Annotated in this window: 24 protein-coding genes; 9 read left to right on the top strand and 15 right to left on the bottom strand. The window is 61.7% G+C overall.

Annotation, left to right across the window (positions count from 1 at the left end; all coding sequences use genetic code 11):
• Nucleotides 1-8 precede the first annotated feature (8 nt).
• Entirely contained in the window at nt 9-947 is a 939-nt protein-coding gene (locus MEFOE_RS11310) for an NAD-dependent epimerase/dehydratase family protein (protein WP_067052163.1), read from the bottom strand.
• Between the two features lie 173 nt (nt 948-1120).
• Here MEFOE_RS11310 and MEFOE_RS11305 point away from each other — a divergent pair, with 173 nt between their 5' ends.
• The 6 genes from MEFOE_RS11305 to MEFOE_RS11280 all read left to right on the top strand — a co-directional run bounded on the left by MEFOE_RS11305 (nt 1121) and on the right by MEFOE_RS11280 (nt 6095).
• On the top strand, nt 1121-1975 hold the full coding sequence (locus tag MEFOE_RS11305; protein WP_067052161.1) for a DUF368 domain-containing protein: 855 nt from the start codon (nt 1121-1123) through the stop codon (nt 1973-1975).
• Between the two features lie 89 nt (nt 1976-2064).
• Complete coding sequence (locus tag MEFOE_RS11300; RefSeq protein WP_067052160.1) at nt 2065-2937, top strand: methanogenesis marker 12 protein; 873 nt, start codon at nt 2065-2067, stop codon at nt 2935-2937.
• A 296-nt stretch (nt 2938-3233) separates the two neighbouring features.
• Nucleotides 3234-3776, top strand: a complete 543-nt coding sequence (locus MEFOE_RS11295) for a pyruvate ferredoxin oxidoreductase subunit gamma (protein ID WP_067052158.1) — start codon at nt 3234-3236, stop codon at nt 3774-3776.
• The gene (locus MEFOE_RS11290; RefSeq protein ID WP_067052157.1) at nt 3776-4036 is read left to right on the top strand and encodes a 4Fe-4S binding protein; all 261 of its coding nucleotides are present in this window, start codon (nt 3776-3778) and stop codon (nt 4034-4036) included. Before MEFOE_RS11295 ends, MEFOE_RS11290 begins: the two co-directional genes overlap by 1 nt.
• Nucleotides 4037-4039: 3 nt before the next feature.
• A complete protein-coding gene (gene porA / locus MEFOE_RS11285; RefSeq protein ID WP_067052155.1) occupies nt 4040-5194 on the top strand; it encodes a pyruvate ferredoxin oxidoreductase in 1155 nt (384 codons plus the stop codon).
• Nucleotide 5195: 1 nt separating this feature from the next.
• Complete coding sequence (locus MEFOE_RS11280) at nt 5196-6095, top strand: thiamine pyrophosphate-dependent enzyme (RefSeq protein WP_067052152.1); 900 nt, start codon at nt 5196-5198, stop codon at nt 6093-6095.
• Nucleotides 6096-6582: 487 nt separating this feature from the next.
• On the opposite strand, the gene MEFOE_RS11275 is transcribed toward MEFOE_RS11280, so the two are convergent.
• From MEFOE_RS11275 to MEFOE_RS11250, 6 genes are all read right to left on the bottom strand, one after another.
• Nucleotides 6583-8412 carry a sensor histidine kinase gene (locus MEFOE_RS11275; RefSeq protein ID WP_067052150.1) on the bottom strand — a complete coding sequence of 610 codons (1830 nt, stop codon included), beginning with the start codon at nt 8410-8412 and terminating at the stop codon, nt 6583-6585.
• A gap of 379 nt (nt 8413-8791) precedes the next feature.
• Nucleotides 8792-9406: a DUF5803 family protein gene (locus tag MEFOE_RS11270; protein WP_153015959.1), complete on the bottom strand. Its 615-nt coding sequence runs from the start codon at nt 9404-9406 to the stop codon at nt 8792-8794.
• Nucleotides 9343-10548 (bottom strand): threonine synthase, encoded by a 1206-nt coding sequence (thrC, locus tag MEFOE_RS11265; RefSeq protein WP_067052146.1) that lies wholly within the window; start codon nt 10546-10548, stop codon nt 9343-9345. Before thrC ends, MEFOE_RS11270 begins: the two co-directional genes overlap by 64 nt.
• Before the next feature lie 40 nt (nt 10549-10588).
• Nucleotides 10589-11302, bottom strand: a complete 714-nt coding sequence (locus tag MEFOE_RS11260) for a metal-dependent hydrolase (protein ID WP_160329544.1) — start codon at nt 11300-11302, stop codon at nt 10589-10591.
• Nucleotides 11299-12039, bottom strand: coding sequence for a carbon-nitrogen hydrolase family protein (locus MEFOE_RS11255; RefSeq protein WP_067052142.1), 741 nt, complete (start codon nt 12037-12039; stop codon nt 11299-11301). Before MEFOE_RS11255 ends, MEFOE_RS11260 begins: the two co-directional genes overlap by 4 nt.
• Nucleotides 12036-12692: a MarC family protein gene (locus MEFOE_RS11250; RefSeq protein WP_067052140.1), complete on the bottom strand. Its 657-nt coding sequence runs from the start codon at nt 12690-12692 to the stop codon at nt 12036-12038. The genes MEFOE_RS11255 and MEFOE_RS11250 overlap by 4 nt, the downstream gene beginning before the upstream one ends.
• A gap of 607 nt (nt 12693-13299) precedes the next feature.
• On the opposite strand from MEFOE_RS11250, the gene MEFOE_RS13815 reads away from it, so the two are divergent.
• Nucleotides 13300-13575 (top strand): hypothetical protein, encoded by a 276-nt coding sequence (locus MEFOE_RS13815; RefSeq protein ID WP_153015958.1) that lies wholly within the window; start codon nt 13300-13302, stop codon nt 13573-13575.
• A gap of 721 nt (nt 13576-14296) precedes the next feature.
• Here MEFOE_RS13815 and ndk read toward each other — a convergent pair.
• From ndk to MEFOE_RS11205, 8 genes are all read right to left on the bottom strand, one after another.
• Nucleotides 14297-14746 (bottom strand): nucleoside-diphosphate kinase, encoded by a 450-nt coding sequence (gene ndk, locus MEFOE_RS11240; protein WP_067052135.1) that lies wholly within the window; start codon nt 14744-14746, stop codon nt 14297-14299.
• A gap of 5 nt (nt 14747-14751) precedes the next feature.
• On the bottom strand, nt 14752-14943 hold the full coding sequence (locus tag MEFOE_RS11235; RefSeq protein WP_067052133.1) for a 50S ribosomal protein L24e: 192 nt from the start codon (nt 14941-14943) through the stop codon (nt 14752-14754).
• A gap of 2 nt (nt 14944-14945) precedes the next feature.
• Nucleotides 14946-15152, bottom strand: coding sequence for a 30S ribosomal protein S28e (locus MEFOE_RS11230; protein ID WP_004039246.1), 207 nt, complete (start codon nt 15150-15152; stop codon nt 14946-14948).
• 13 nt (nt 15153-15165) lie between these two features.
• Nucleotides 15166-15534 (bottom strand): 50S ribosomal protein L7Ae, encoded by a 369-nt coding sequence (gene rpl7ae / locus MEFOE_RS11225; RefSeq protein WP_067052131.1) that lies wholly within the window; start codon nt 15532-15534, stop codon nt 15166-15168.
• Nucleotides 15535-15631: 97 nt separating this feature from the next.
• Complete coding sequence (locus tag MEFOE_RS11220) at nt 15632-17608, bottom strand: DUF2298 domain-containing protein (protein WP_067052129.1); 1977 nt, start codon at nt 17606-17608, stop codon at nt 15632-15634.
• Complete coding sequence (locus MEFOE_RS11215) at nt 17598-18569, bottom strand: lysylphosphatidylglycerol synthase transmembrane domain-containing protein (protein ID WP_067052128.1); 972 nt, start codon at nt 18567-18569, stop codon at nt 17598-17600. The genes MEFOE_RS11220 and MEFOE_RS11215 overlap by 11 nt, the downstream gene beginning before the upstream one ends.
• Nucleotides 18553-19269, bottom strand: a complete 717-nt coding sequence (locus MEFOE_RS11210) for a dolichyl-phosphate beta-glucosyltransferase (RefSeq protein ID WP_067052125.1) — start codon at nt 19267-19269, stop codon at nt 18553-18555. Before MEFOE_RS11210 ends, MEFOE_RS11215 begins: the two co-directional genes overlap by 17 nt.
• Entirely contained in the window at nt 19262-20494 is a 1233-nt protein-coding gene (locus tag MEFOE_RS11205; RefSeq protein ID WP_067052123.1) for an NAD(P)/FAD-dependent oxidoreductase, read from the bottom strand. Before MEFOE_RS11205 ends, MEFOE_RS11210 begins: the two co-directional genes overlap by 8 nt.
• Nucleotides 20495-20623: 129 nt before the next feature.
• On the opposite strand from MEFOE_RS11205, the gene MEFOE_RS11200 reads away from it, so the two are divergent.
• Entirely contained in the window at nt 20624-21799 is a 1176-nt protein-coding gene (locus MEFOE_RS11200; RefSeq protein ID WP_067052121.1) for a tubulin/FtsZ family protein, read from the top strand.
• Between the two features lie 5 nt (nt 21800-21804).
• Nucleotides 21805-22923 carry a hypothetical protein gene (locus tag MEFOE_RS11195; protein WP_153015957.1) on the top strand — a complete coding sequence of 373 codons (1119 nt, stop codon included), beginning with the start codon at nt 21805-21807 and terminating at the stop codon, nt 22921-22923.
• Nucleotides 22924-23193 lie beyond the last annotated feature (270 nt).

Raw genomic sequence — 23193 nt, 5'->3', positions numbered from 1 at the left:
TCTGTTTTTCAGCAGATTTCCCTGACAAGGGCGCGTGCCGCCTGCCGCACCGACTCCTCGGACCCGACGGTCGTGTGCCACCCCGTCGCCCCGATCTTTTCGACGGCAAGCTGCATCCTCGGGACATCGCCCACCCAGCCGCGGTCGCCCCCGGTGTACCGGAAACGCACGTCGGGGAGACCCATCTCGTCGGCGACGATCCGGGCGATCGCCGTGACATCGATCCAGTCCTCGGACCCGATATTGAAACAGGCAAAAGGCCCGTCCGCCGCCCTGACCGCGTGGAGGAGGGCCGCCACGCACTCCGAGACGAGGAGGTACGACTTGATCTGCTTCCCGTCCCCCAGGATCTCCAGTTCGGCCGGGTTCTCTTTCAGTTTGTGGGCGAAGTCCCAGATCACGCCATGGTTGCTCCGCTCGCCGATGATGTTGGCGAACCGGAAGACCCGCGCCTTCATCCCGTAGGTGTGGGCATAGGACGAGATCATCGCTTCCGCGGCCAGTTTGCTCGCGGCATAGACCGAGATCGGTTCCATCGGGCTGTAGTCCTCGGGCGTCGGGATGACCGACGCCTCGCCGTAGACAGTCGAGGTGGAGGTGAAGACGATCTCGCCGACACCGTGGACCCGCATCGCTTCGAGGACGCGGACCGTAGCGGTGACATTGTTCTCATAGACGTCTGCCGGCGTTGCGGCGCTCCCCCGAACATCAGGGTCGGCGGCGAGGTGATAGACCCTCTCTGCCCCTTCGAACCTCTCCTGCCAGCCATCTTCGAGCAGGTCGGCCTGAAGATAATCGATTCTCCCGGCATCGAGATGCCCCCTGATATTGGCGAGATCCCCGGTGCGGAGGCTGTCGAGAACCAGCACGCGATCCCCCTGCTCCACAAGGGTGTCGACCAGATGGGAGCCGATAAATCCGGCGCCGCCCGTGACGATCGAGAACATATACGATCTCATTGGCACCGCGAGATAATATGGGTGACGGCAGGACCATTCCCTCCCCTCTCCTCACTCGTCCGGGTCGTCGAGTGCCGTCCCTTTCCGCCGCGGCATGCCTGCCATGCTTCTATCATAATCATTAATTACGGCCCGCCTCCACACCCTATGCACACAGGACCATGACCATGCGCAGAGAACTACGAGAACACGCCGGGATATATCTCCGTGGCCTGATGATGGGGGCCTGCGACGTCATCCCGGGCGTCTCGGGAGGGACCATCGCCCTCATCACCGGCATCTACGAGCGCCTGATCGGGGCGATCGGCGCCGTCGATCCCGGGTCGCTGAAGCACGTGCTGCACGGCGACTTCGGGGCGTTCAGGAACGACCTCGAAAAAATCGACTTCCCCTTCCTGGTCGTCCTCCTTGCCGGGATCGCCACGGCATTCCTGGTCATGTCGGGAGTCATCCTGTACCTCCTGGGATACCACGGGGTCGAGACCTACTCCTTCTTCATCGGGCTGATCATCGCCTCCGCCGTCGTCCTCTTCCTGGAGATCCGCTCGCCCGGCCTTGCGGGCCTGGCCTTCCTTCTCGCCGGAACCGTCGCCGGGTTTTTCCTGACCGGCCTCGGCCACCTCGACGCCGGCCACTCCCTGCCGGTGATCTTTCTGACCGGGATGGTGGCGATCTGCGCCATGGTCCTCCCCGGCATATCGGGCGCCTACATGACCCTCATCCTCAACCAGTACGAGTTCATGCTCGCGGCGCTCAAGTCATTCGCCCTCCCCGAGATCGTCACCTTCATGGTCGGCGGCCTCACCGGTCTCCTCCTCTTTACGAAGGCCCTCAAATATCTCCTGAAGAACCACAAGACCGCGATGCTCGCCTTCCTCACCGGCCTGATGCTCGGTTCGACCAGGATGCTCTCCGAAAAGGCCGCTATGTCCGGCAATATCCTCGTCGACGGCGGCATCTTCCTCGTCGCCGGCATCGTCGTCATCGGCATGGTGGAGTACGTAAAACGGCGCTAGGGTCGGGCGGTGCCTGAACCTCTCTTTTTTCCGGGACGGATCAGAAAAACGTACTTGTGCAGGCAGGTCCAAGAGGTACGGAAGATATCATGTTCATCGGGATCGATCATGGCACAACGGCCATGCGCTTTGCATCTGAGGTCGACCACTTCAAAGTCTCGCGCGAGGCCGCGCGGGACTTTTCGGTCCGTGACCTCGAACGTCTCTGTCCTCTCGACGAGATCGAGGGCATTGCGGTCTGCTATTCGATGGGAGACGGCATATCGACCATCACCGACATCTGCAGGGTCGAGAACCGCGGCGTCGTCTCGCAGGAGGGCGCGGGCAAGCACATCGGCGGGGGCACGCGGGTCTTCGACGAGGTCGCCGCAAGCGGCATCCCTGCCGTCGTGATGCCGGGCATCCACCGCGGCTCCCCGACAGATCCCCGGTTCAAGGCGTACTCCCACCAGACCAGCCCGGAGAAGATCGGGATCGCCTACGAAGTCTGCCACGACCTCGGGTCCGACGCCGTGGTCTGCGACACCTCATCGAACACCGTCACCCTCCTGGTCTCCGGGGGGCGGATCGTCGGCGCCTTCGACGCCTGCGTCTTCGCCCCGGGCACGCAGCACGGCGCCCTGGACGTCGACGCGATCCGGAGGATCGACGCGGGCGTGGAGACGGCGAACGAGGCCTTCCTCCATGCCGGCGTCTCCCACACCCTCCCGCCCGAGGAGCAGGACAGGACGATCGCGATGTTCGCGGCGATGGAGTGCGCCGCGATGCTCCTCCTCAACCCCGAGGCTCATGTGGCCCTGGCCGGGTCGAAGGGGCCCATCGTGGCCGAAGAGGTGAGCGCGTTGCTCGGCCGCCCGGTCGCGGTCTATGACGAGTGGTGTGCGGCCCGCGGCCTTGCCCGGATAGCGCGGGACGTCTTCTCCGGAAAACAGGAGATCCTGGGACTTTCCGTTGACCTCTGACGCCGTGCCGGGAACCGTGGCCCCGCGCAGGAAAGAGTCCGGGTGCCTCCCTCCCCCTTCCCCGGCGGGCAGGCAAAACTATCCGTGAAATATTATTTGCCGGGGTATTTTTTCGTTTCCGGTTTTTTCCTTCTTTTCGGAAGGTTGAAACCCGATGGGGTTTTTCATTTATATGGTACATTGATGTCCCGGGATATGCATGAGTGGATAGGGGTTTTTCCCGCGATTCCGGGTCGATTGTCCCCTACACAAGATTCTTATTTATTAATCATGATAAATTCTATGGGGTAGTCTGAGTGAGAGAGTTACGCATCCATGGCAGGGGTGGGCAGGGTTCTGTCACTGCTGCCGAACTGATCGCCGTCGCTGCATTCGAAGACGGCGTCTATTCGCAGGCATTTCCTGCATTTGGAGTCGAACGGCGCGGCGCCCCCGTGCAGGCGTTCGTCCGGTTCAACGACGCGAAGATCCGCCTGCGCAGTCAGGTCTATGAACCCGACTACATCATCGTCCAGGACAGCAGCCTGATCCGTGACGTCGATGTCTTCGGCGGTTTGAAGAAGGGGGGCATCGCGATCGTGAATACAGAACGCTCGATCGACGCCGCTGTTCCCGAGGGGGTCAGGCTGATCACCCTCGACGCCACCGGCATCGCCCTTGAGAAACTCGGTGTCCCGATCATGAACACCACGCTCATCGGCGCCTTCGCCGCGGCGACCGGCGAGATCGCCCTCCCCGCGATCAGGAAGGCCCTTATGCGGCGCTTCCCGGGAAAACTTGGCGAGAAGAACGTGGCGGCAGCCGAATATGCCTACAAACTCGTGAAAGGTGAGGCCTGATGGGGTTGAATGTCGGGTGCGCCGCCGCACCGGGCCGGGCTCGGGACAATAAGACCGGGTCCTGGCGGGTCTTCAAGCCTGTTTTCAAGTACGACAAATGCGTGAAATGTGGTCTCTGCGAGGTCGTCTGTCCCGAGGGCTGCGTGCACGAGGGCGAGGACGGCTATTACCGCCCTGACTATACCTATTGCAAGGGCTGCGGCCTCTGTGCCGAGGAGTGCCCTGTTGATGACATCGAACTCGTCCAGGAGGAGAAGTAAGACATGATGGAGATTCTGGAAGGTTCCCATGCGGTCGCCGAGGCTGTCAGGCTCTGCCGTCCCCAGGTGGTCGCGGCATACCCGATCACGCCGCAGACGCATATCGTCGAGGCGCTCGCGAGCATGGTCGCCGACTGCAAACTGGACGCCGAGTATATCTGTGTGGAAAGCGAGTTTTCTGCCCTTTCGGCCTGCCTCGGGGCAAGCGCCGCGGGGTCCCGCGTCTACTCCGCGACCACCTCGCAGGGCCTTGCCCTTATGTTCGAGGTCTGCTTCAACGTCGCCGGGATGCGCCAGCCGGTCGTGATGACGATCGCAAACCGCGCCCTCGGTGCGCCCCTGAATATCTGGAACGACCAGCAGGACTCGATCTCCCTGCGGGACTCGGGCTGGCTGCAGTTCTACGCCGAGGACAACCAGGAGGCGACAGACCTCCACTTCATCGCCTACAAGGTTGCCGAGGACCACAGGGTTCTCCTGCCCGCGATGGTCTGCTTCGACGGTTTCATCCTGACGCATACGTATGAACCGGTGGACATGCCCTCGCAGGAGGCGATCGATGCCTTCCTCCCGCCATATGCACCGGTCAACATCCTGGACGCGAAGAAGCCGATGTCCCTTGGCATGTACGCGACCCCTGACTATTACATGGAGTTCAGGTACGAGACCGACCAGGCCCAGAAGCGGGCGAAGGAAGTCTTTGCCGAGGTCGGCGCCGAGTTCGCCGCAAAGTTCGGCCGCGACTACTCCGGTCTCGTCGAGGGCTACCGCCTTGAGGACGCCGACATGGCGTTTATTGCGCTGGGCTCGATCTGCGGGACTGTCAGGGAAGCGATCGACGAGATGCGGGCCGACGGGAAGAAGGTCGGTCTGCTGAAGGTCCGCAGTTTCCGCCCCTTCCCCTCCGAGGAGATCAGGGCCGCCCTCCCGGGCGTCTCGAAGGTTGCGGTCCTCGACAAGAACATCTCCCTCGGCCAGAAGGGCGCGCTCGCACTCGAAGTGCGGGACGCCCTGTACGGCAGCGGGATCGACGTGAAAGGCTACATCCTGGCCCTCGGCGGCAGGGACGTGCGGCAGGCCGATATCAAGGCGATCGCCGACCTCCTCGAAAAAGGAGAGGGCGACCAGTTCTTCGGCCTGCGGACGGAGGTGCTCTGAGATGACCGAGGAATGCGAACTCTTTGAGTGCGGCCACCGCGCCTGCGGTGGCTGCGGCCCGGCCCTTGCGGCCAGGCTGATCATGAAGGCGACCGGCGAGAACACGATCGTCGTCGCCTCCACCGGGTGCATGGAGGTCTTCTCGACCCCGTACCCGGAGACGGCGTGGGGCGTGCCCTGGATCCACTCTCTCTTCGAGAATGCCGCGGCCGTGGCATCCGGGATCGAGGCCTCCCTCAAGAAGCAGGGGCGGGACGAGCATGTCGTCTGCATCTGCGGCGACGGCGCCACCTTCGATATCGGGATGCTCTGCATCTCCGGCGCCTTCGAGCGGGGGCACGACATCACCTACATCTGCTACGACAACGAGGCCTACATGAACACCGGCATCCAGCGCTCGGGTGCGACGCCGTACGACGCCGACACGACGACGAGCCCTGCCGGCAAGTGCTCGACCGGGAACCCGCGGCCGAAGAAAGACCTCCCGGCGATCCTGGCGGCCCACGGGGCGGCCTATGTGGCCACGGCCTCGATCGCCTACCCGAACGACCTGATCAAGAAGGTGCAGCGCGCCGTCTCGACGCACGGCCCGAACTACATCCAGGTCCACGCCCCCTGCTGCACGGGCTGGGGCTTTGACGGCTCGCAGACGATGGCCGTCGGCCGTCTCGCGGTGGAGACCGGTCTCTGGGTGAACTACGAGATGATGAACGGCGAGGTCGAGCGTGTGCGCAAGGTCGGCCACAGGAAGGCTGTCGACGACTATCTCTCTGTCCAGAAGCGGTTCCGCCACCTCTACCGGCCCGGCCGGAACGAGGAGGAGATCGCCAAGATCCAGGCGATCGCCGATGCCAACGCCGCAAAGTTCGGGGTCGACCTGAACATGAAGAAGGAAGAGTGACCGGGAGACCGGTCAGAGATCTTTTTTTCGCACCTGACCGAATCGCGTACGAGCGGTCGCTGTAGGAGACGGTGTCCCGGAATGGATTATACTCTCTGTGCTCGTTGCCCGGCCCGGAGAAGGATGCCCATTAAATGCCTTCCCCACAATCGAGACCGGGGGCCTACTCGAAGACTTCGTCTTCTGGCTTTGTAGAAACCCTCACCATTTCTGGGTACGAGTGTGACTCAATTGCCTTCCTACATCTTCGCGCCGGGGGCTCTGCCCCCTGACCCCCGGAATTGTGATTGGGTCAGGAAGGCAAAATCAATGAACACGAATGGGGATTTACCGTCCCGGGTCCTATCCTGATGCGGGGGGACCGGGGACAACGAGCGATAGCGAGTTCGAGAAAATCTTTGATTTTCAACGGTAGTCCCCCGGCACGGGACACCGATCAACCGCCTTCCCTGTACTGCTCACCAGGGGTTCAGGATAGCGAAGGATGTCAGACCCATTTCCTGAGGGTGAACCGTATCGCCGCCCCCTCTCCCGGACGTCCCGCGACCCGGTCGTCCGCCCGGATCGTCCCGCCGTACCAGGTCACCAGGGACCGGCAGATATGGAGACCGAGACCTTTACCCGAGGCCCGGGTCTTCCCGCGCCTGAAGCGCTCGAAGACAGCGCCCTTGAGGTCGTCAGGGATGCCCGGGCCGGTGTCCTCGACCGAGACCTCGACCTTGTCGCCGCGATCGGCGACGGCGATCCTGATCTCCGTGCCGTCGCCGCCGTGCTTCAGGCTGTTCCCGATGAGGTTTGTGAAGACCTCGCCAAAGAGGTTGTCCGCGATCACCACGGCGTCGGTTCCGTCGTACCGGATCCTCGCGTCCGGGTAATGCGCGATCTCCTCCCTGATCACCCGGTCGAGAGAGATGGGCGCAAGGTCGGTCTTCTTCTCGTAGGTCTTCCTGATCGTCCCGACATTCATGATGATCTCGACGCTCTTCTGCGCACCGACAAGGGCCTTCCCGGCGTACTCGCGCTGCTCCTCTGACAGGCCCGACTCTTTCAGGAACTCGAGGTACGAGAGGGTGACGGTGTTCGCGTTGTTGATGTCGTGGAGGAGGATGTCGATGTAGAGGTTCGCCTCCTCGTTTGCCACCTCCAGTTGTTCGGCCCGCCGGTCCACCATCTCTTCGAGGTTCTTGCTGTACTCCCTGACCTGTTCCTCGGACTCCCTCAACTTCTTGATGGTCTCCTTGAGTTGCCTGACCATCAGGTTGACGCTCTCTTCCAGGCGGGCGAACTCGATCCCTTTTGTCGCCCTGATCCTGTGGTCGAGGTCGCCCCGCGCGATGATCCCGACGTCCTCCACGATGGCGTCCACCGGGCGGGTGATGTACCACGAGGAGGCGAGGGCGACCAGCGCCCCGAAGATGATACCCAACAAACTTGTGATGATATTGAACAATCTGACCGTGTTGAGGTGGTCGATCCTGTCCTGCAGGTTGTAGGTGACTTCGACGATCCTGATGTTCTCGTCTGTCTCCCTGTCAGGGTCGACGAAGAGGTACCTGGTCATCCTGGAGGTCTCTTCGTCCATGACCGCAATGTCCGCCCGCGTCGTGAGGACCTGCTGCACCATCTCCGGCCCGAGCGTCCCTGCCGTCGTGTTCATCGGGTCGGTGAGGTCGACGACCAGATCTCCGGCAGTGTCATAGACCCTGACCGATTCCAGGAACGGGTTGACGTCCCGCGCTTTCGCGACGATGTCCTGCTGGTAGATCGCCGGTATCCCGCCCTGCTGCGGGATGATGACGGCCGCTTCCAGGAGATAGGACCCGTCAGGCGTCAGGTCGTATGCGCTGGTGGTGACCGAACCGTCGGGGTTCGTCCTGACCTCCCATGGGGGCCGTGCCCTGCTGTACCTGACAACGTCGGCGACCTCGGTGATTCTGGTGATGTGCACCGATACCGCGGCGTTTTCCCCGAACAGACGGTGCAGATGTTCCTCCGGCGGCCGGGTATCGGGCAGGGACGCATTGTCCGGCGGCGGGGTGTACCCCGCGAGGTACGCGTCGAGGACGGCGACGATCTCCGTGCTGTAGTCTCGTCCCCTGGAGGTATCCTCTCTGTTGACCAGGACGACGACCTCGCGGATCATCTCGTCGGTGTGGTCCATCACCTCCTCGTACGCCTCGACGATCTCGCCCCTCACTTCGAGGTACGAGATCGTCGAGAGAAAACCGATGGTGACGCTGATGACCAGAAAAACGAAGAACAGCACGTAATGAAGATACGGCCTTCTGTCCGGGGAGGTGGTGCTGCTCTCATTCATGGGGTGTACCGGAAGTGCTGTCCTGGTGTCACGTTCATGCGATATTTTCTATTGCTATCTTTAGATTATAAAATTATTCATTTCTAAACCTCTTGATATATTTATTTTCATCATAATATTCTGCGAAATTGCCATCTATTGGGGGGTGTTATATATACGGCCCCTCGTGTCCGGGGCTGGCGGTTTCGTGACCGTCCCGGAACCGACAGGGCTGGTGTCCGGCCCCCTCTGGTATTCGCCGACAGCAGAGGCTGCACGGATAGAGGCGAAATTGTGATTTTCCTGGCCCTGAGAGGGGCGCTTTGATGAAACGCCCCCTGCATCGGGTCGTCTGCCTGACAGAGGAAGGAAAAAAGAGGACTCTGGAGAAAAGTTTGCCTCACTCCTGTCGTCTTCGCATCAGCAGGAAGGGAAAGAGGAGCACAACCGCCACGGTGAGCCAGACGCTCCCGAAGATAAAGAGGAGACGCTCCCGTGCCGGGTCGTAGAAGCGCACCTCGGCAGAACGCACGCGGTCGAATGCGATCACGGTCGTGTTGTTCTCCGTCGAGACCTTCCCCCCCTCGCTCACCCGCCCGAGAAGGGGGTTTTTGACGGCCTGGCCTTCAGGGAGGGTGACCGTGATGTTCGAAGGCTCGGTAAAGATCATCTGGAAGTTCTTCTCCGTGACCGGGCCCTCATAGGTCACCGTCACATTCCCCTTCTCGAAGGCGATGGTGTTCCGGTTCTTCTGCGTGTAGGTGCAGTTCTCCCCGCACGCCCCGGAGACCGTCACATTTTTCGCCGCAAGGGGCACCCTCTCCCCAAGCATCCCGGGTTCCCAGAAAGAGTATTCACTCGCGTTGACGAGGGTGACCTCCCCCCGGTAGGCATCGCCGCCGGGGAGCACCGTCACCGTCGCCTCGAAGGCTGCGGCAGGCGCCAGCAGGATTACAAGTGCAAGACAGAGAGTAACGCCTGCTCGGTGGCGTCGATCTCGATCGGGGGTGGACACTGTTTTATCACCGTTTCCGGGTCCTTGAGGAGGTGGCCGGTCACGACGCAGACGATCTTCTCGTCGCGATCGATCGCACCCTCTTCCACGAGTTTCTTGATCCCCGCCACCGAGGCCGCCGACGCCGGTTCGACACCGATCCCTTCCTTCTGGGCGAGGGCACGCTGCATGGCCAGGATCTCCTCGTCTGTCACCGAGGCCGCAGTGCCGCCGGTCGCCCTGATGGCGATGAGGGCCTTCTCGGCATTCACCGGGGCGCCGATCCTGATCGCGGTCGCCACTGTCTCCGGGTGCTCGTCGGGCACGACCTCGCCGAGGTTGCCCTGGATCGCACGCACGAGGGGCTGCGAACCCGCGGCCTGGATGCCTGTCATCTTCGGGAGGCGGTCGATGAATCCGAGAGTCTCCAGTTCTTTCAGCCCCTTGTAGACTGCGGAGATGTTGCCCGCGTTGCCGACAGGGAGGACGAGCCTGTCCGGCACCTCGCCGAGCTGGTCGACCGACTCGAAGCCGATGGTCTTCTGCCCCTCCAGCCGGTAGGGGTTGATGGAATTGAGGAGGTAGATGCCATGCTTGATACAGAGTTCGCGGACAAGAGCGAGGGCCACGTCGAAGTTGTCGCGGATCGCGATCACTTTCGCGCCGTGCATCAGCGCCTGGGCGACCTTGCCGAGGGCGACCTTCCCTGCCGGGAGGAGGACGACCGCCGGGATGCCAGCCTTTGCGGCGTACACCGCCAGGCTTGCCGAGGTGTTGCCGGTGCTTGCGCAGGCCACGCTCTTCATGCCGAGCTGGATAGCCATCGAGACGCCGACGGTCATGCCGCGGTCCTTGAAGGAGCCGCTCGGGTTCATGCCCTCGTGTTTGGCATAGAGGTGGGGGAGGCCGAGTTCTTTACCGAGCCTCTCAAGGTGGTACAGGGGTGTTCCGCCTTCCTGGAGGGTGACCGGCTTGATGGTGACCGGCAGGAGCTCCCGGTAACGCCAGACAGAGAGGGGGCGCTGTTCCCACTCCTTCTTTGTCACGCTGATCGCGTCAAGGTCGTAGTTGACGGTGAGCAGGTGCCCGCATTTTTTGCAGGTATAGATGATCTCGCCGGGCGCGTATTCGGCACCGCAGTGGATGCACGAGAGACGGTACATGAAAGAGAGTAGGTTGTCAGGGTAGATAAAATTCGGGACGCTACCGCCCTATCCGGGCGGTGATGAGAAAGAGAAGCCAGAGGATACAGGCTGCAACGATGCCCGTCCAGGGGTAGAGGTCGGTCGGGACGAGTCCGGCGGGCCCTGCGGCAGCAAGGCCGAAGGCGACGGCGCACATCGCGCCTGCATAGATGGCGGGTCTCTGGTCGCCGCTGCCTGTGACGATCTTCCCCCGCGTCCGGTGGTCGGAGAGGGGGAAGAGCCAGGCGACGCCGCTCTTCGTGCACGAGTCTTCGAGGAGGTGGCCAATTGCCCCGCCCAGGAACCCGAGGAGGAAGATGGTGAAGCCCATGTCCCAGGGTATCGCGAAGACGATGGCACCGATTGCCCAGGCATAGAAGCCGAGGAGGGCCGTCATCAGCACGACGCCGATAAGGGAGTGGAGGACGCCGCGGTGCCGGGGCATGCCCCTCTCCCCGCAGAGGAGGATGAAAGGCAGGGAGATGGGATAGTAGATCAGGTAGCGGATGCCGTAGCCGAAGACCGGGAGGATGACAAGCCTCTTTCCCCTGCCGCCCGGGACGCGGGTGTGGAAGATTGCGGAGTCGTTGGCGTCGGCGTCAGGGGCGAGGGCCCCGATGAAGACGCCGAAGAGGCTGGCGATCAGCCAGGCCGGGTGGATGGACCAGAGCCAGGGGGCGAGCACGGCGGCCGCTGTCGCAAGGCTGATGGTGATATGTTCGTTACCGTTCAAAGGCACTCCTTCCATGCAGCGTACAGGTCGGGCCGCCGGTCTTTCATGACCGGGACGGCCGTCCGCATCGCTGAAATTTTCGTGAGGTCGATCTCGCCGATGACGAGGTCGCCCGTCTCTTCGCCGACGAGTTCCCCGTCCGGGCCGGCGATGCAGGACCCGGGCCCGGCGTTCGCGCCGGCGACATAATATTCCCCGTCGAGGGCCCGCGCCCGCACGAGGAGGTCCCACTGGGCGAGGCGCACAGCCGGCCACGCGGCAGGGACGAGGACGCAGTCGGCCCCGCAGGCCGCGTAGCGGGTGAAGAGGTCGGGGAACCTGAGGTCGTAGCAGACCGCGAGGGCGAACCTGACGCCCCCGGCCTCGAAGGTCGCCGGGACAGTGCCCGGCGTGCAGGCTGCGTCCTCGCCGTCAGGGGAGAAGAGGTGGACCTTTGCATAGCCTGCGGCGACCCGGCCCTCCGGGCTGATCGCATAGGCCATGTTCCGCGGCCTGAGATAGCCTTCATAGCACGACCCGACGACCCAGATGCCGTGCTCCGCGGCGGTCCGGCAGAGGGACCGGAGGATGCGGGGGTCGGCCCGCGGCTCCGTGGCCGACCACCCGGTCGCGAATTGCTCCGGGAGGAGGAGGAGGTCGGCCCCGGCGGCCCGTGCCTCTCCGGCGAGGGCGCCGGCCCGGGCAAGGCCGTCCGCGACCGTGGCGGCGGGCGCCATGCCGGCACAGCAGACCTTCACAGCCCCGCCCCCACCAGGATGGGGAATGCCGCCTTGATCCCGGTGATCACGAACTGGACCGCGATGGCGATGAGCATCATACCCATCAGCCTGTTCACGGCGCGGTATTCCCGCTGCCCCACATGGCGCATGATCCTCTCGGAGTTGGCGAGCATCAGGTACGTGGTCCCGACCGCCAGGAGGATCGCCCCGATGACGACGGCGATGCCGACCGGGTTCCAGGACGTCGCCTCGTTGGTGAGCACGATCGCCGTCGTGATGGCGCCCGGCCCCGCGATCATCGGGATGGCGAGGGGCATCACCCCGACGTCGTCGGCGTCCTGGCTCTCGTACTTCTCGGTCGCCGAGATCTTCGTCCGCGAGGTCTTCGCGTGGACCATCTCCATACCGATGCCGAAGAGGAGAAGCCCGCCCGCGATCCTGAAGGCCTCCAGGGTGATCCCGAAGAGTTGCAGGATCAGGCCGCCCGCGATCGCAAAGAGGAGGAGGACGGCGAGGGCGTACCAGCACGCCACCCTGGCGACCGACCTTTTCTGGACCTCCTCCATCCCTTCGGTCAGGGAGACATAGAGAAGCGTCGCTGCCAGGGGGTTGATGACGATGAAAATCGATGATACGCTGAGCAGTACAAAACTCAGCATGTCGCCGCTCATGGAGAAAGGTAGGCGCTCTCCGGGTTAATGCCTTTCGAACTTCCACATCTGATTCAATACCAGCATGGCAATGAAAGAATGGAGTCAGGGAGGGTAATCCCCTATATCTATAGCCTCACTGATCACTCTCGGACTTCGGCACTCATCTTTCTCAGCATCCGGAATGTCTTTATATTGTGATTTTTGTTGCGTCAGAAAAACCGAAAAATGTGTTAAAAAGGGGAATGCCCAATACGGAACCCCCAAAGAGAACATGCCCCAAGATGATTAGGGCAGGTGTCAAAATCAATCATACTTTTTAGTCCTGTTCGATTGAGGGCGTTACAGGTTTCCCTCCCGTATTGGTCGGAGGTTGAAAAGAAACGAGATATATCTTTCGAGATGTGATGTCGGTCTGTTTTGAAAATGAACTGCTCTTCTGCCCGGATGTCTCCGTGATCCAATCTGTGAAGCAGGGACACTCTGTATGATGCCGGTACAGGACTAAAGATTATGGCAAAATATCGCTGTGCGGAAGACTAAATTGCATAATACCCGACTATGTGTGGATTTATGGATCCCGGGCTGATTTTGGCCCATAAAATGAAAAAAATCGGAAGATAAAAGTGTGACCCTGACAGATGCATCGTACATGATTGATGCATCGTTTTCGAATAGGCGACAAAAAGGAAGCGAGAGCATGGATATTAAAGAGAGGATGGTGCCGGAAAGAGAGGGGTATTGCTGCGGCAATGTGGATGCATGCCCCGACCTGGTGATTTCGATAGGTGTGTATTCAAGTGAGATCTTTGAGTTTTGTTGCGTCAGAAAAACCAGAAACTGCGTGAAAAGAGGGGAATGTCCCATACGGAACCCTGAAGAGAATATGCCGGACTATGATTGAGGCCAGAGATCTCACTTTTCTGGTGGAGCCGCTATCTCCTGGCACATCCTGCCGGCGTTCTCGGAAGCCTCCAAACCATAGCAGAGTGTAATCGGGATAGGCGATGGGATGGGCAATACACCGATCAACTGTCTTCCCCACACTCTGAACCGGGGGACTTACGCCGAAAATCAGAGATTTTCTTGTGCTCACTCCGTTCGCAGCCCCCGGACCCCCGATCCAAGATAGGGCCGGGGAAGAGTGAACACGAAATCCTGAGGAGGGGTCTCGCGCCGGGGGCTCCTCGAAGACTTTGTCTCAGTGCAGATCAAAGATGTGCCTGAACAGGAAAATGCTCTGCATTTTCCGCACATGGCAAATAAAACATTTGCCTGCTCAGAGAATCTTTGATTCTCTGTGTTCTCATGCTCACTCCGTTCGCATCCACCGGACAGCGAAGACTTCGTCTTCTCGACTTCCTTCGGTCGTCCCCCGGAATTGCGATTGGGTCGGGAAGGCAAAATCAATGAACATGAAGAGGGAGGTGCCGTCCCCGGTCCTCTCCTGACGCTGGGTCCGGGGGTCTATCGAAGGGGTTTTCCCTCTCTCCTCCGCGAATCCATAATATTCCCCCGACCCGATCCCCAAAGCTCACTCTCCGGAGATCCGCAAAAGAAACCGCGAAGAAAAGAACCGTACCAGAACAGACGAGAAAAAGAAACCGGGAAAATCCCGGTATTATTCACTCGTACAGGACCGGTTCGTCGATCCTGGTGTAGGAGACGAGTTCGTCGCCAGCGAAGTGGATCGCAATCTCGCGGGCGGCGCTCTCGTCGGAGTCCGAGGCGTGGATAACGTTCTTGCCGGTCTCCATGCCGAAGTCGCCCCTGATAGTCCCGGGTGCGGCCTCGGCCGGGTTGGTTGCGCCGACAAGCTTCCTGACAATCGCCACGGCACCCTTGCCTTCCCAGACCATCGTGAGCACGGGACCGCTCATGACATACTCCTTGAGGGAGGGGAAGAAGGGCTTGCTGACGTGCTCGGCATAGTGCTCCATGACCTTCTCCTCAGGGAGCATGGTGAGCCGTGCCGCCACGAGCTTGAGGCCCTTGGCCTCGAGCCGGGAGATGACCGCGCCGATGATGCCGCGCTGGACACCGTCGGGCTTGATCATCACGAAGGTCCTGTCCATCCGGTTCACTCCTTGCCGAGGGCCTTGCGGCCTGCTTCGGTCCAGGCGACCTTACGAGGGACACGCCCGAGATCGTAGTTCTTGTGGCACTTCATGGAGCAGAAGTAGAAGAGAGCCCCGTCCTTCCGGACGAAGAGTCTCCCTGTCCCCGGCTCTATTGCCTTGCCACAGAAGTTGCACTTGTACGTCTCTACCATCCTTACCGCCTCGAAAGTTTCTTCGCTTCGCGCTCGGTCTCGAGGAGCATCAGGATGTCACCCTCGCGGATGGGGCCGACGGTGTTGCGGGTGATGATCCGGCCCTTGTTGTTGCCTTCAAGGACGCGGCACTTCACCTGCATGGCCTCGCCGTGCATCCCGGTGCTGCCGATGACTTCAATGACCTCTGCGGGTGTTCCGTCTGCCATTCTGAAAACCCCCTCAAGCGCGCAGTTCGCTGACCTGCTTCACGATCTCTTCGACGAGCTCTTTTGCCTTGCCTGACTTGACGATCGCCGCTGCAGCAGAGCCTACATTCAGGCCGGACGCCGCGCCGATCTCGTTCTGCTTGCTGATGAAGAGGTACGGGATCTTCTTCTCGTCGCAGAGAGGAGCAAGATGCATGACGATCTCTTCGGGCTCGACATCGGATCCGATGAGTACGAGCTGTGCTGTACCGCGCTCGATGCACTTGGTGGCCTCGTTCGATCCCTTCTTGATCTTACCGGTGTCACGGGCGATCTCGAGCGATTCAAGAGCCTTGTTCTGGATTTCCTCCGGAACTTCGAATTTAACGTATATCTTTGCCATAACTCACCTCATTCAGGAGCGTAGATTCTCCCTCATCAATCATCAGTCGTGATTGAGCAACCATATCAATTCTACAGGGAAACTGATAAACCTTCCTTCACTGCCTGATATACACCGTAACCCCACCGGCATTATACGCGGGCACAAGACCCTCTTCAGGGAGGGCGATCCGGTAGTGCGAGCGTTCGAGGTCGCCGACGTACAGGTGCGTCACACCGTATTTCTCCATCAGGGAGAGAGTTCTCGACGGGTCTTCATAGATGGCCTGCACGTCATTTTTCCGCTGCGCGATCTCCGGCCAGTCGTTCCGCCACATCTGTTCGTGGAAGGGCATGCCGAGGACCGCCGGGATACCGGTGAAAGAGGAGACCCGCGAGTAGTAGGTGTAGTCCCCGTCCACCGCCTCGACGAGGGTGAGGTCTCCCTCCTGTGTCCTGAGCCATGCGATCGCGTCGGCATCGCCGGGGTGCTCGTCCGCGATCCAGGCGGCGCCGTCGAGGGTGTGGGTGCCGGTGCCGTAGCCGATGGGGACGGTGAAGGGGATGACGACCAGGGCAAGGGCCGCGACCGCCCCGAGGGCCCGCCACTGTGCGGTGGAGAACCTCTCGGGCCTGACCACCCCTGCAAGCCTCTGCCCCGCGGCGACAAGGGTGCCGGTGCCGAGGAGGATCCAGGCGACCGAGTAACACTTGAAGACGGTGTTCATCCTGAAATACGTCTCCCCCATGTTGTCCTGGAGGTAGACGAACTCGCAGACGATGACGACGATGAGACCCGCGGCGCAGAGGAATGCCTCCGGTGAGACCTTCCGCCGGGAAAGGAGCGCCGCAAGAGGCAGGGCGGCGATCCCTGCCGCGAGGTAGCCCGCGAGGGCGAACGGAACGGGCACCAGGAGGAGCGCCGGCATCCGCCTGATCTCAGGGATAAGGAGTGCGATGAGGACAACGAGGAAAAAGCCGTGGACGAGAAGGAACTGGGCCGGGTCGGACGGTGCGGTGATGAAACCCGGTCCCTTGACGCCGGCGCCGTTGAGCATGAGATAATACGGCGCATAGAGGGCGATCCCGAGGGGCGGGACCGCCAGCAGGTAGCGCAGGTCGCCGTGCCGCCGCCAGATCAGGAGACCGACGGCGACGATGACGGGAGCGTACAGGAGGACGTCCCAGGAATTGATCGCGGGCATCGACCCCAGGGCGAGGGCCGAGAGACCGACGACCGTCCACCGCGCCCTCTCCCCCGACTCCTCCCAGCGGCAGAGGGCGTACGCGATCAGGAAGATGAGGAGGAACTGGACGGCGATCCCGGAGACATGGGGGTGGAGGTCGCCCCAGACGAACGAGAAGAAAGTGTACTCGTTGATCGTCCCGTCGATGACGCGGGTGCTGTTCCAGAGGACCTTCGCCACAGGCGTGCCGATGACGACCTCCCTGATGAACGCCGGGTTCACCAGGAGGAAGAGAGCGAGCGGGGCCCAGGGGAGACGCGGGACCAGGAGACGGCCGGTGGCATAGGCCGTCACCGCCGCGGCGCCCGCGATCGTCGGCAGGGCGAGGTTGTACGCCACCGCCGAGGGCACGCCCGCCGTGACCCCGAGGACGCCCGCGATCCAGTAGCCGAGATAATAGTAGACGTTGAGAGTCCCGCCGGCAAACCAGGGGTCAAGGGGCGGCACGACCGGTTCCCGCATCACCGAGGCGAGGAAAGCGTGGTCCATGAACTTCTCGGCAAAGGAGATGGACGGGGTGACGAACCGTGTGGAGAGCATCGCGGCGAAGAAGGCCAGGAATACGGCGTCCCAGATCAGGGCCGACCGCAGGGCCTCCCGCGTGTACTCGCGCCTGTACAGGGCGTAGCCCGCGAGGGCGACGAAAGGTACCAGCGCCGTCTGCACCGGAAGCCCTGCAAGGGCGGCGTACCACGAGACGGCCCCGTAGATGAGGACCGACGCCGGGTATGCGACAGGTGCGGCATACTCGCCGAGCGCCCCGGCAAGGCGGGGCCAGAGGGCGACCTGGAGGAACTTGACCAGCACGAGCCAGGAGAGGACCATCAGGACCTGGGCCTCAGGGCTCACGCAACTCCTCCCGGGAAAGGCCCTCCGAGAAGGAGCGCTTCATCAGGGAGACCGACCAGTCGCCGAAGTAGTAGAGGGACGCGATCCCGCCGAAGAGGGTGACACCGTTTTTGATCAGGTGGTCGACGACGGCGATCACCGTCGCCGTCGCCGGGGCCATCCCGGCGAGTTCGAAGGTGACGGCAAGGGCGAACTCGTAGGTGCCGACGCCGCCGGGCGTGATCGGGACGGCCTTCACCAGGTTGCCGACGACCACCGCAAGGACGATGACCGGGACAGGTATCCACTCCCCGAACATCAGGACAACGATGGTGCAGACCGCGATGTCCACGAGCCATATCACGATGGACGAGGCCCCCAGGACCAGGACGGCCTGCAGGTTGAGGGAGGCCGCCCTGATCTCCGCAAACATACGGTAGACGACGGCGAGGATGCGGTTCTCCGAGTGCCGGTCGCCCACGAACCAGAGGAAGAGGGCGAAGGCGATCCCGCCGAGGATCGGGACGGCGATGAGGGGCAGGAACCAGTCGGGCACGTCGAGGACGAAGGGCAGGGCGATCAGGCCGAGGACCGCAATGGTCACGACATCGAAGACCCGCTCGACGACGATCGACGAGAATCCCTGGGAATAGGTGGCCATCTTCTCGTGCTTCAGGATAAAGAGACGCACAAGGTCGCCCAGGCGTGCCGGCACGATCAGGTTCGCCGTCTGGGAGAGGAAGATGCAGGCCGTCGAGAAGATAAGGCTCACCCTGACGGTGAGCCCCCCCAGGACCGCCCGGTACCGCCAGCCCCGCAGGAACCAGGCGGCTATGCAGACGACGACGGCCACCGCGAGGTACAGGGGATGGGCATGGGCGACCGTCATCACAAGGTCGTCCCAGACCCGCCAGAGCATGTATGCAAGGATTCCGACAGCAATGACAGTCGGGATGACGACCGCACTAATTTTTCGCCACATGAATCTGCCACCAGAGCCCGAGGATCTGCGAGCCCATCGAGAAGACGTCCTTGAACCGGACAGTCGTCCCCGGCCCCTGCCGCCAGACCACAGGGAACTCTTTCACCACATAGCCTTTGCGCTGCCCCCGCACGAGTACCTCGGTGTCCCAGAACCAGTGCGGCGCCTGCACCTCCGGGACGAGGGCGAGGATGCGGTCCCGCCTGAAGGCCTTGAAGCCGCACTGGTGGTCGTGGAGACGGCTCCCGAGAACCGTCCTCACCAGGAGGTTGTAGCCCCGGCTTGCGACCTCCCTGCCGCCGCTCCTGACGATGTCCGAGTCGGGCATCAGGCGCGACCCCGTCGCGATGTCGGCACCTGACCTGATCGCCCCGACAAGTTCGGGGAGATGGGCGAGGTCGGTCGCCAGGTCCACGTCATAGTAGCAGACGACCTCGTAGCGTGCGGCATCGATCGCGCGGTTCAGCGCTTTCCCCCGGCCGAGACGCTCGTCGGCGTGGAGGAGGCGGACCCTCGGGTCCTTCTCGTGCCATGCCCGCACGAACTCCGCGCTCCCGTCCGTACTCCCGTCCTCCGCGACGATCACCTCGAATGCGTCGGTGATCGCCGCGAGTGCGGCGACCGACTCCGGGACCGCCCGTTCAAGAGCAGGTCTGTCATTGAAGACCGGCAGGATCACCGAGACCCCGTCCTCAACCACGGAGCGCCTCCGTCATCTTCCGGGCGACCTCCTGCCCGGCGACGATCGACCCCTCCATCGAACGTTCGGGGTAGTTGGGCTTCGAGAACATCCCGGCAAGGTAGAGGCCGTGCTCCTCGTATGCCGGGATCTGGTCGGCGAAACCCGTCGTATAGACCGGGCCGGCAAAACGCTCCACCGCAAGTTCGCTCCAGTGGACTGCACTCTCTGGCACCGAGAACCGGCGGCGGAAATCGGCGAGCATCGTCTCTTTCAGTCCGGGCGCAGGTCTGTCGCTGAAATACGAGGCAAGATAGACAATGTCCTCGCCGTACCGCTCGCGCGGCGCGAAGTTCGTGTGCATGACGACGGCGCCGTACGGCGCCTGGTCCTTCATGTTCAGCCAGTAGATACCCTTCGAGACGTCGCGGTCGAGACCGATGGTCATGCAGGCCGCCCCCTGGTACGGCACCGGAGCGAACTCCTTGATCCCGCTGAGGCGTGCGACCTCCTGTGGCGGGATCGTGGCGAGCACGGCATCGAAGGGCCGGTCATTGACGAGCCATTTCTCCCCCTCGCGTCTGATCGAGGTGGCAGGCGTCCCTTTCTCGATCGTGCACCCCTTGTCGAGGAGCCTCTCCTCCATCCCGTCGATGACCTGGTGCCAGCCACCCTTCAGGTACCCGAGCCTCTCCCCCTCGACGCCGCGGTCCGACCGGATCGCAATGCGGGAGATGAGCCACGCCGCCGAGACCTCGTGCCGCCTCTCCCCGAACTTGCTCCGCAGCAGGGGCTCGAAGAAGGACGTGTAGACCCGGTCGCCCAGGTGCTCCCTGATATAGTCGACCGCCGGCACCGCGTCCAGAGGTCCGAGGTCGAGGTGCTTTGCCCGGAGAGTGAGCATGCCCAGGCGGAATTTATCGAAAAAGGAGAGGTGGGGATAGCGGAGGATCTCCATCGGGGAGGTCAGGGGATGGACCTTTCCGTCCACGTAGTAGCCTGTCGAGCCCTTCAGCCATTCAAGACTCTCGTAGAGCCCGAGGTCGCGGAGGAGGGCGAAAAGGTGCTCGTCCCCGGCAAAACAGTGATGATAATATTCTTCGACCCAGGAGTCCCCGCGGTGATATGAAGCGAGGCAGCCGCCGAGGACCGGTCTTTTTTCAAGGATCGTGACCTCAGATATATCAGAGAGGGAGAGGGCGGCGACAAGGCCTGATAAGCCCCCTCCGAGAATACAAATATCCATAATCTGCAATACTGTGTATCATCGAAAGCGCATAAGAAAGTTTTTGAACTCATGGGAGAACTTTACTATTAGCTAGATACCAGCACTAGTGTCCTTATACTTATGGAGCCGACTGGATGGTGTAACTGAATGAGGGTATTTTTCATAGGATTCGGTCAGGCTGGCGGGAAGGTCGTTGACATGTTTATCGAGCAGGACAGAGTGTCCGGCTCGAATAACTTCAGGGGCATCGTCGTCAACACCGCCCGCACCGACCTGATGGGGCTAAAGCATATCGAACTCAAAGATCGGATTCTCATCGGCCAGACAGTGGTCAAGGGGCACGGTGTGGGCACCGACAACGTCACCGGCGCACGGATCGCCGCGGACGAGATCGACTCGGTCATCAATGCGATCGACACGCGCGGCACCCATGACGTCGACGCCTTTGTCATCGTCGCCGGCCTCGGCGGAGGGACCGGGTCGGGTGGCTCCCCTGTGCTCGCCCGGCACCTGAAGAGGATCTACCGTGAACCTGTCTACGCGCTCGGTCTCATCCCCGCGCCGGAAGAGGGCAGGCTGTACACCTACAACGCGGCACGCAGTCTCTCCACGCTTGTCAACGAGGCCGATAACGTCTTCGTCTTCGACAATGCCGCCTGGAAGAACGAGGGGGAGAGTGTCAAGACCGCCTACTCCCGTCTGAACGACGAGATCGTCAGGCGGTTCGGCGTCCTCTTCCGTGCCGGCGAGGTCGGTAAGGCCGGCGTCGGCGAGATGGTCGTCGACTCGTCCGAAGTGATCAACACCCTCCGCGGGGGCGGGATCACGAGTGTCGGCTATGCCGTCACCGAGGTCGTGAGCGAGCGGACGAAGCAGAAGAAAGGGTTCTTCGGGGGCCTGCGTGACACGCTCTCGAAGAAGGAGCAGGTCGAGGAAGTGCTGACCGGCGAGGACAAATCTGCAAAGATCATCGCCCTCGTCCGCCGGGCCATGCTCGGGCGTCTGACCCTCCCCTGCGACTACTCGACCGCGGAGCGTGCGCTTGTTCTCGTCGCCGGTAACTCGGAAGAGATGGACCGGAAAGGTGTCGAGAAGGCGAAGAGCTGGGTTGAGGAGAACATCGCCGGTGTCGAGGTCCGCGGCGGCGACTATCCGGTCGCCAGCAACTATGTCGCGGCCGTGGTCGTCCTTGCGACCATCGGCGAGGCCCCGCGGGTCCGCGAACTCTTTGAAATTGCAAAGCAGACGAAAGAGGATGTTATCCAGTCGAAGAAGCGCTCTTCGATGTTCGATGACTCCGATGTCGATCCGTTGTTTGAGTGAGGACTATGAGGACGATAACAAAGGTATTGATCGGGCTTCTCATTGCCGCCTGTCTGGTCCAGGCGGCATCTGCATCGTCAAGTTACACGGTTTCAGGAAATCCGACAGTCAGCCCGTCGTCGGGAGATCTCACCCCCGGCGAGAAAGTGACCGTTTCCATGAAGATTACGCCGAAGGAGACCGCCGACAAGTATGAAAACGATATGCTGGAGTTCTACTCCGACCTTGACAACATCAAGTGGACATACTATGTCTCGGTCGATGGCAAGGACATGTCCGGAGGCAAACCGACGGTCTCTTCCAGCCGCAACCTCCGGCTCAGCGTGTGGCTCCTCGAATATAAGGGTGACGAGGCCCTTATCGTCGACTTCGAGGGGACCGTCCCGAAGGTGACGAGCACCCAGGAGAAGATTGTCACCCGGTACAGGCAGGTCGATGCCGATTACAAGGCCCGGGAGAACACAGAGTACGCTATCAAGCGGACGATCGTGAACCCGCAGGACGTCCAGACAAACATCGGCACGGCAAAGACCCGCCTGAACACCCTCAAGGCCGGCATCGACGAGAAGATCGCCCTTGGCGTCGACACCTCGGCGGCCCAGACGAAGTACGACGAGGCAAAGGCCGCGATCAACCGTGCCGAGGCGACCTCCGATTATGCGGCGGCCCTGAAGGAACTGACCGCCGCACAGGATGCCATGGCCGCTGCAGAGACCGCCCTCTCCCAGGCCTGGGCCCAGAAGGCGATCACGGACACCCAGAATACCATCGGCCAGATCGACGGGATCATCACCTACTTCGAGGTCGAGAGGAAGATGGGCACCGACCAGCGGGTGATCAACCTCAAGACCCAGCGCGACCTCGCGGCCCAGTCCCTCTCTGCGGCAAACGAGAAGATGAACGCGAAGGACTATAACTCCGCCAGGATCAAGGCGACAGAGGCCTACCAGAAGGCGAACTCCACCCTCACCATGGGGACGCAGGTTCGCCAGGAGGTCGGCGAGGGCTTCTCCTTCAACTTCGGGAACCTCCCGCTCTATATCGGTGCCGGTGTCCTGATCGTCCTCATCGTCGCCGGTGTGCTCCACTTCAGGGGCCGGAGAAAGTGGGACGAACTGGGATAAACCATAATTTACCATCAGTCGGCCAGGGAGACGTCGTCTCTCTATTCTTTTTTGTCGTTTTTTCATTCTGGTCTATGTTTTCGATTGCTGCCATCAGGATAAGACCGGGGAAGAGCGAACACGAGATCCAGAAGAGAGAGGTAATTCCCCGCCCTATCTCGACGAAAAGGATGAAAATTCTTGTTGGTCTCTGGTGAGTGGATCCTTGTTCCCTCTTCGGAGCAGGACGCCACACGGGGCCACCACTTCATTGCCGCCCCGGTCTATCCT

This window comes from Methanofollis ethanolicus, assembly GCF_001571385.1.
Lineage (GTDB): Archaea > Halobacteriota > Methanomicrobia > Methanomicrobiales > Methanofollaceae > Methanofollis > Methanofollis ethanolicus.
Note: the sequence above shows the minus strand (reverse complement) of the source record. Positions and strands in the feature narration are given on the sequence as shown.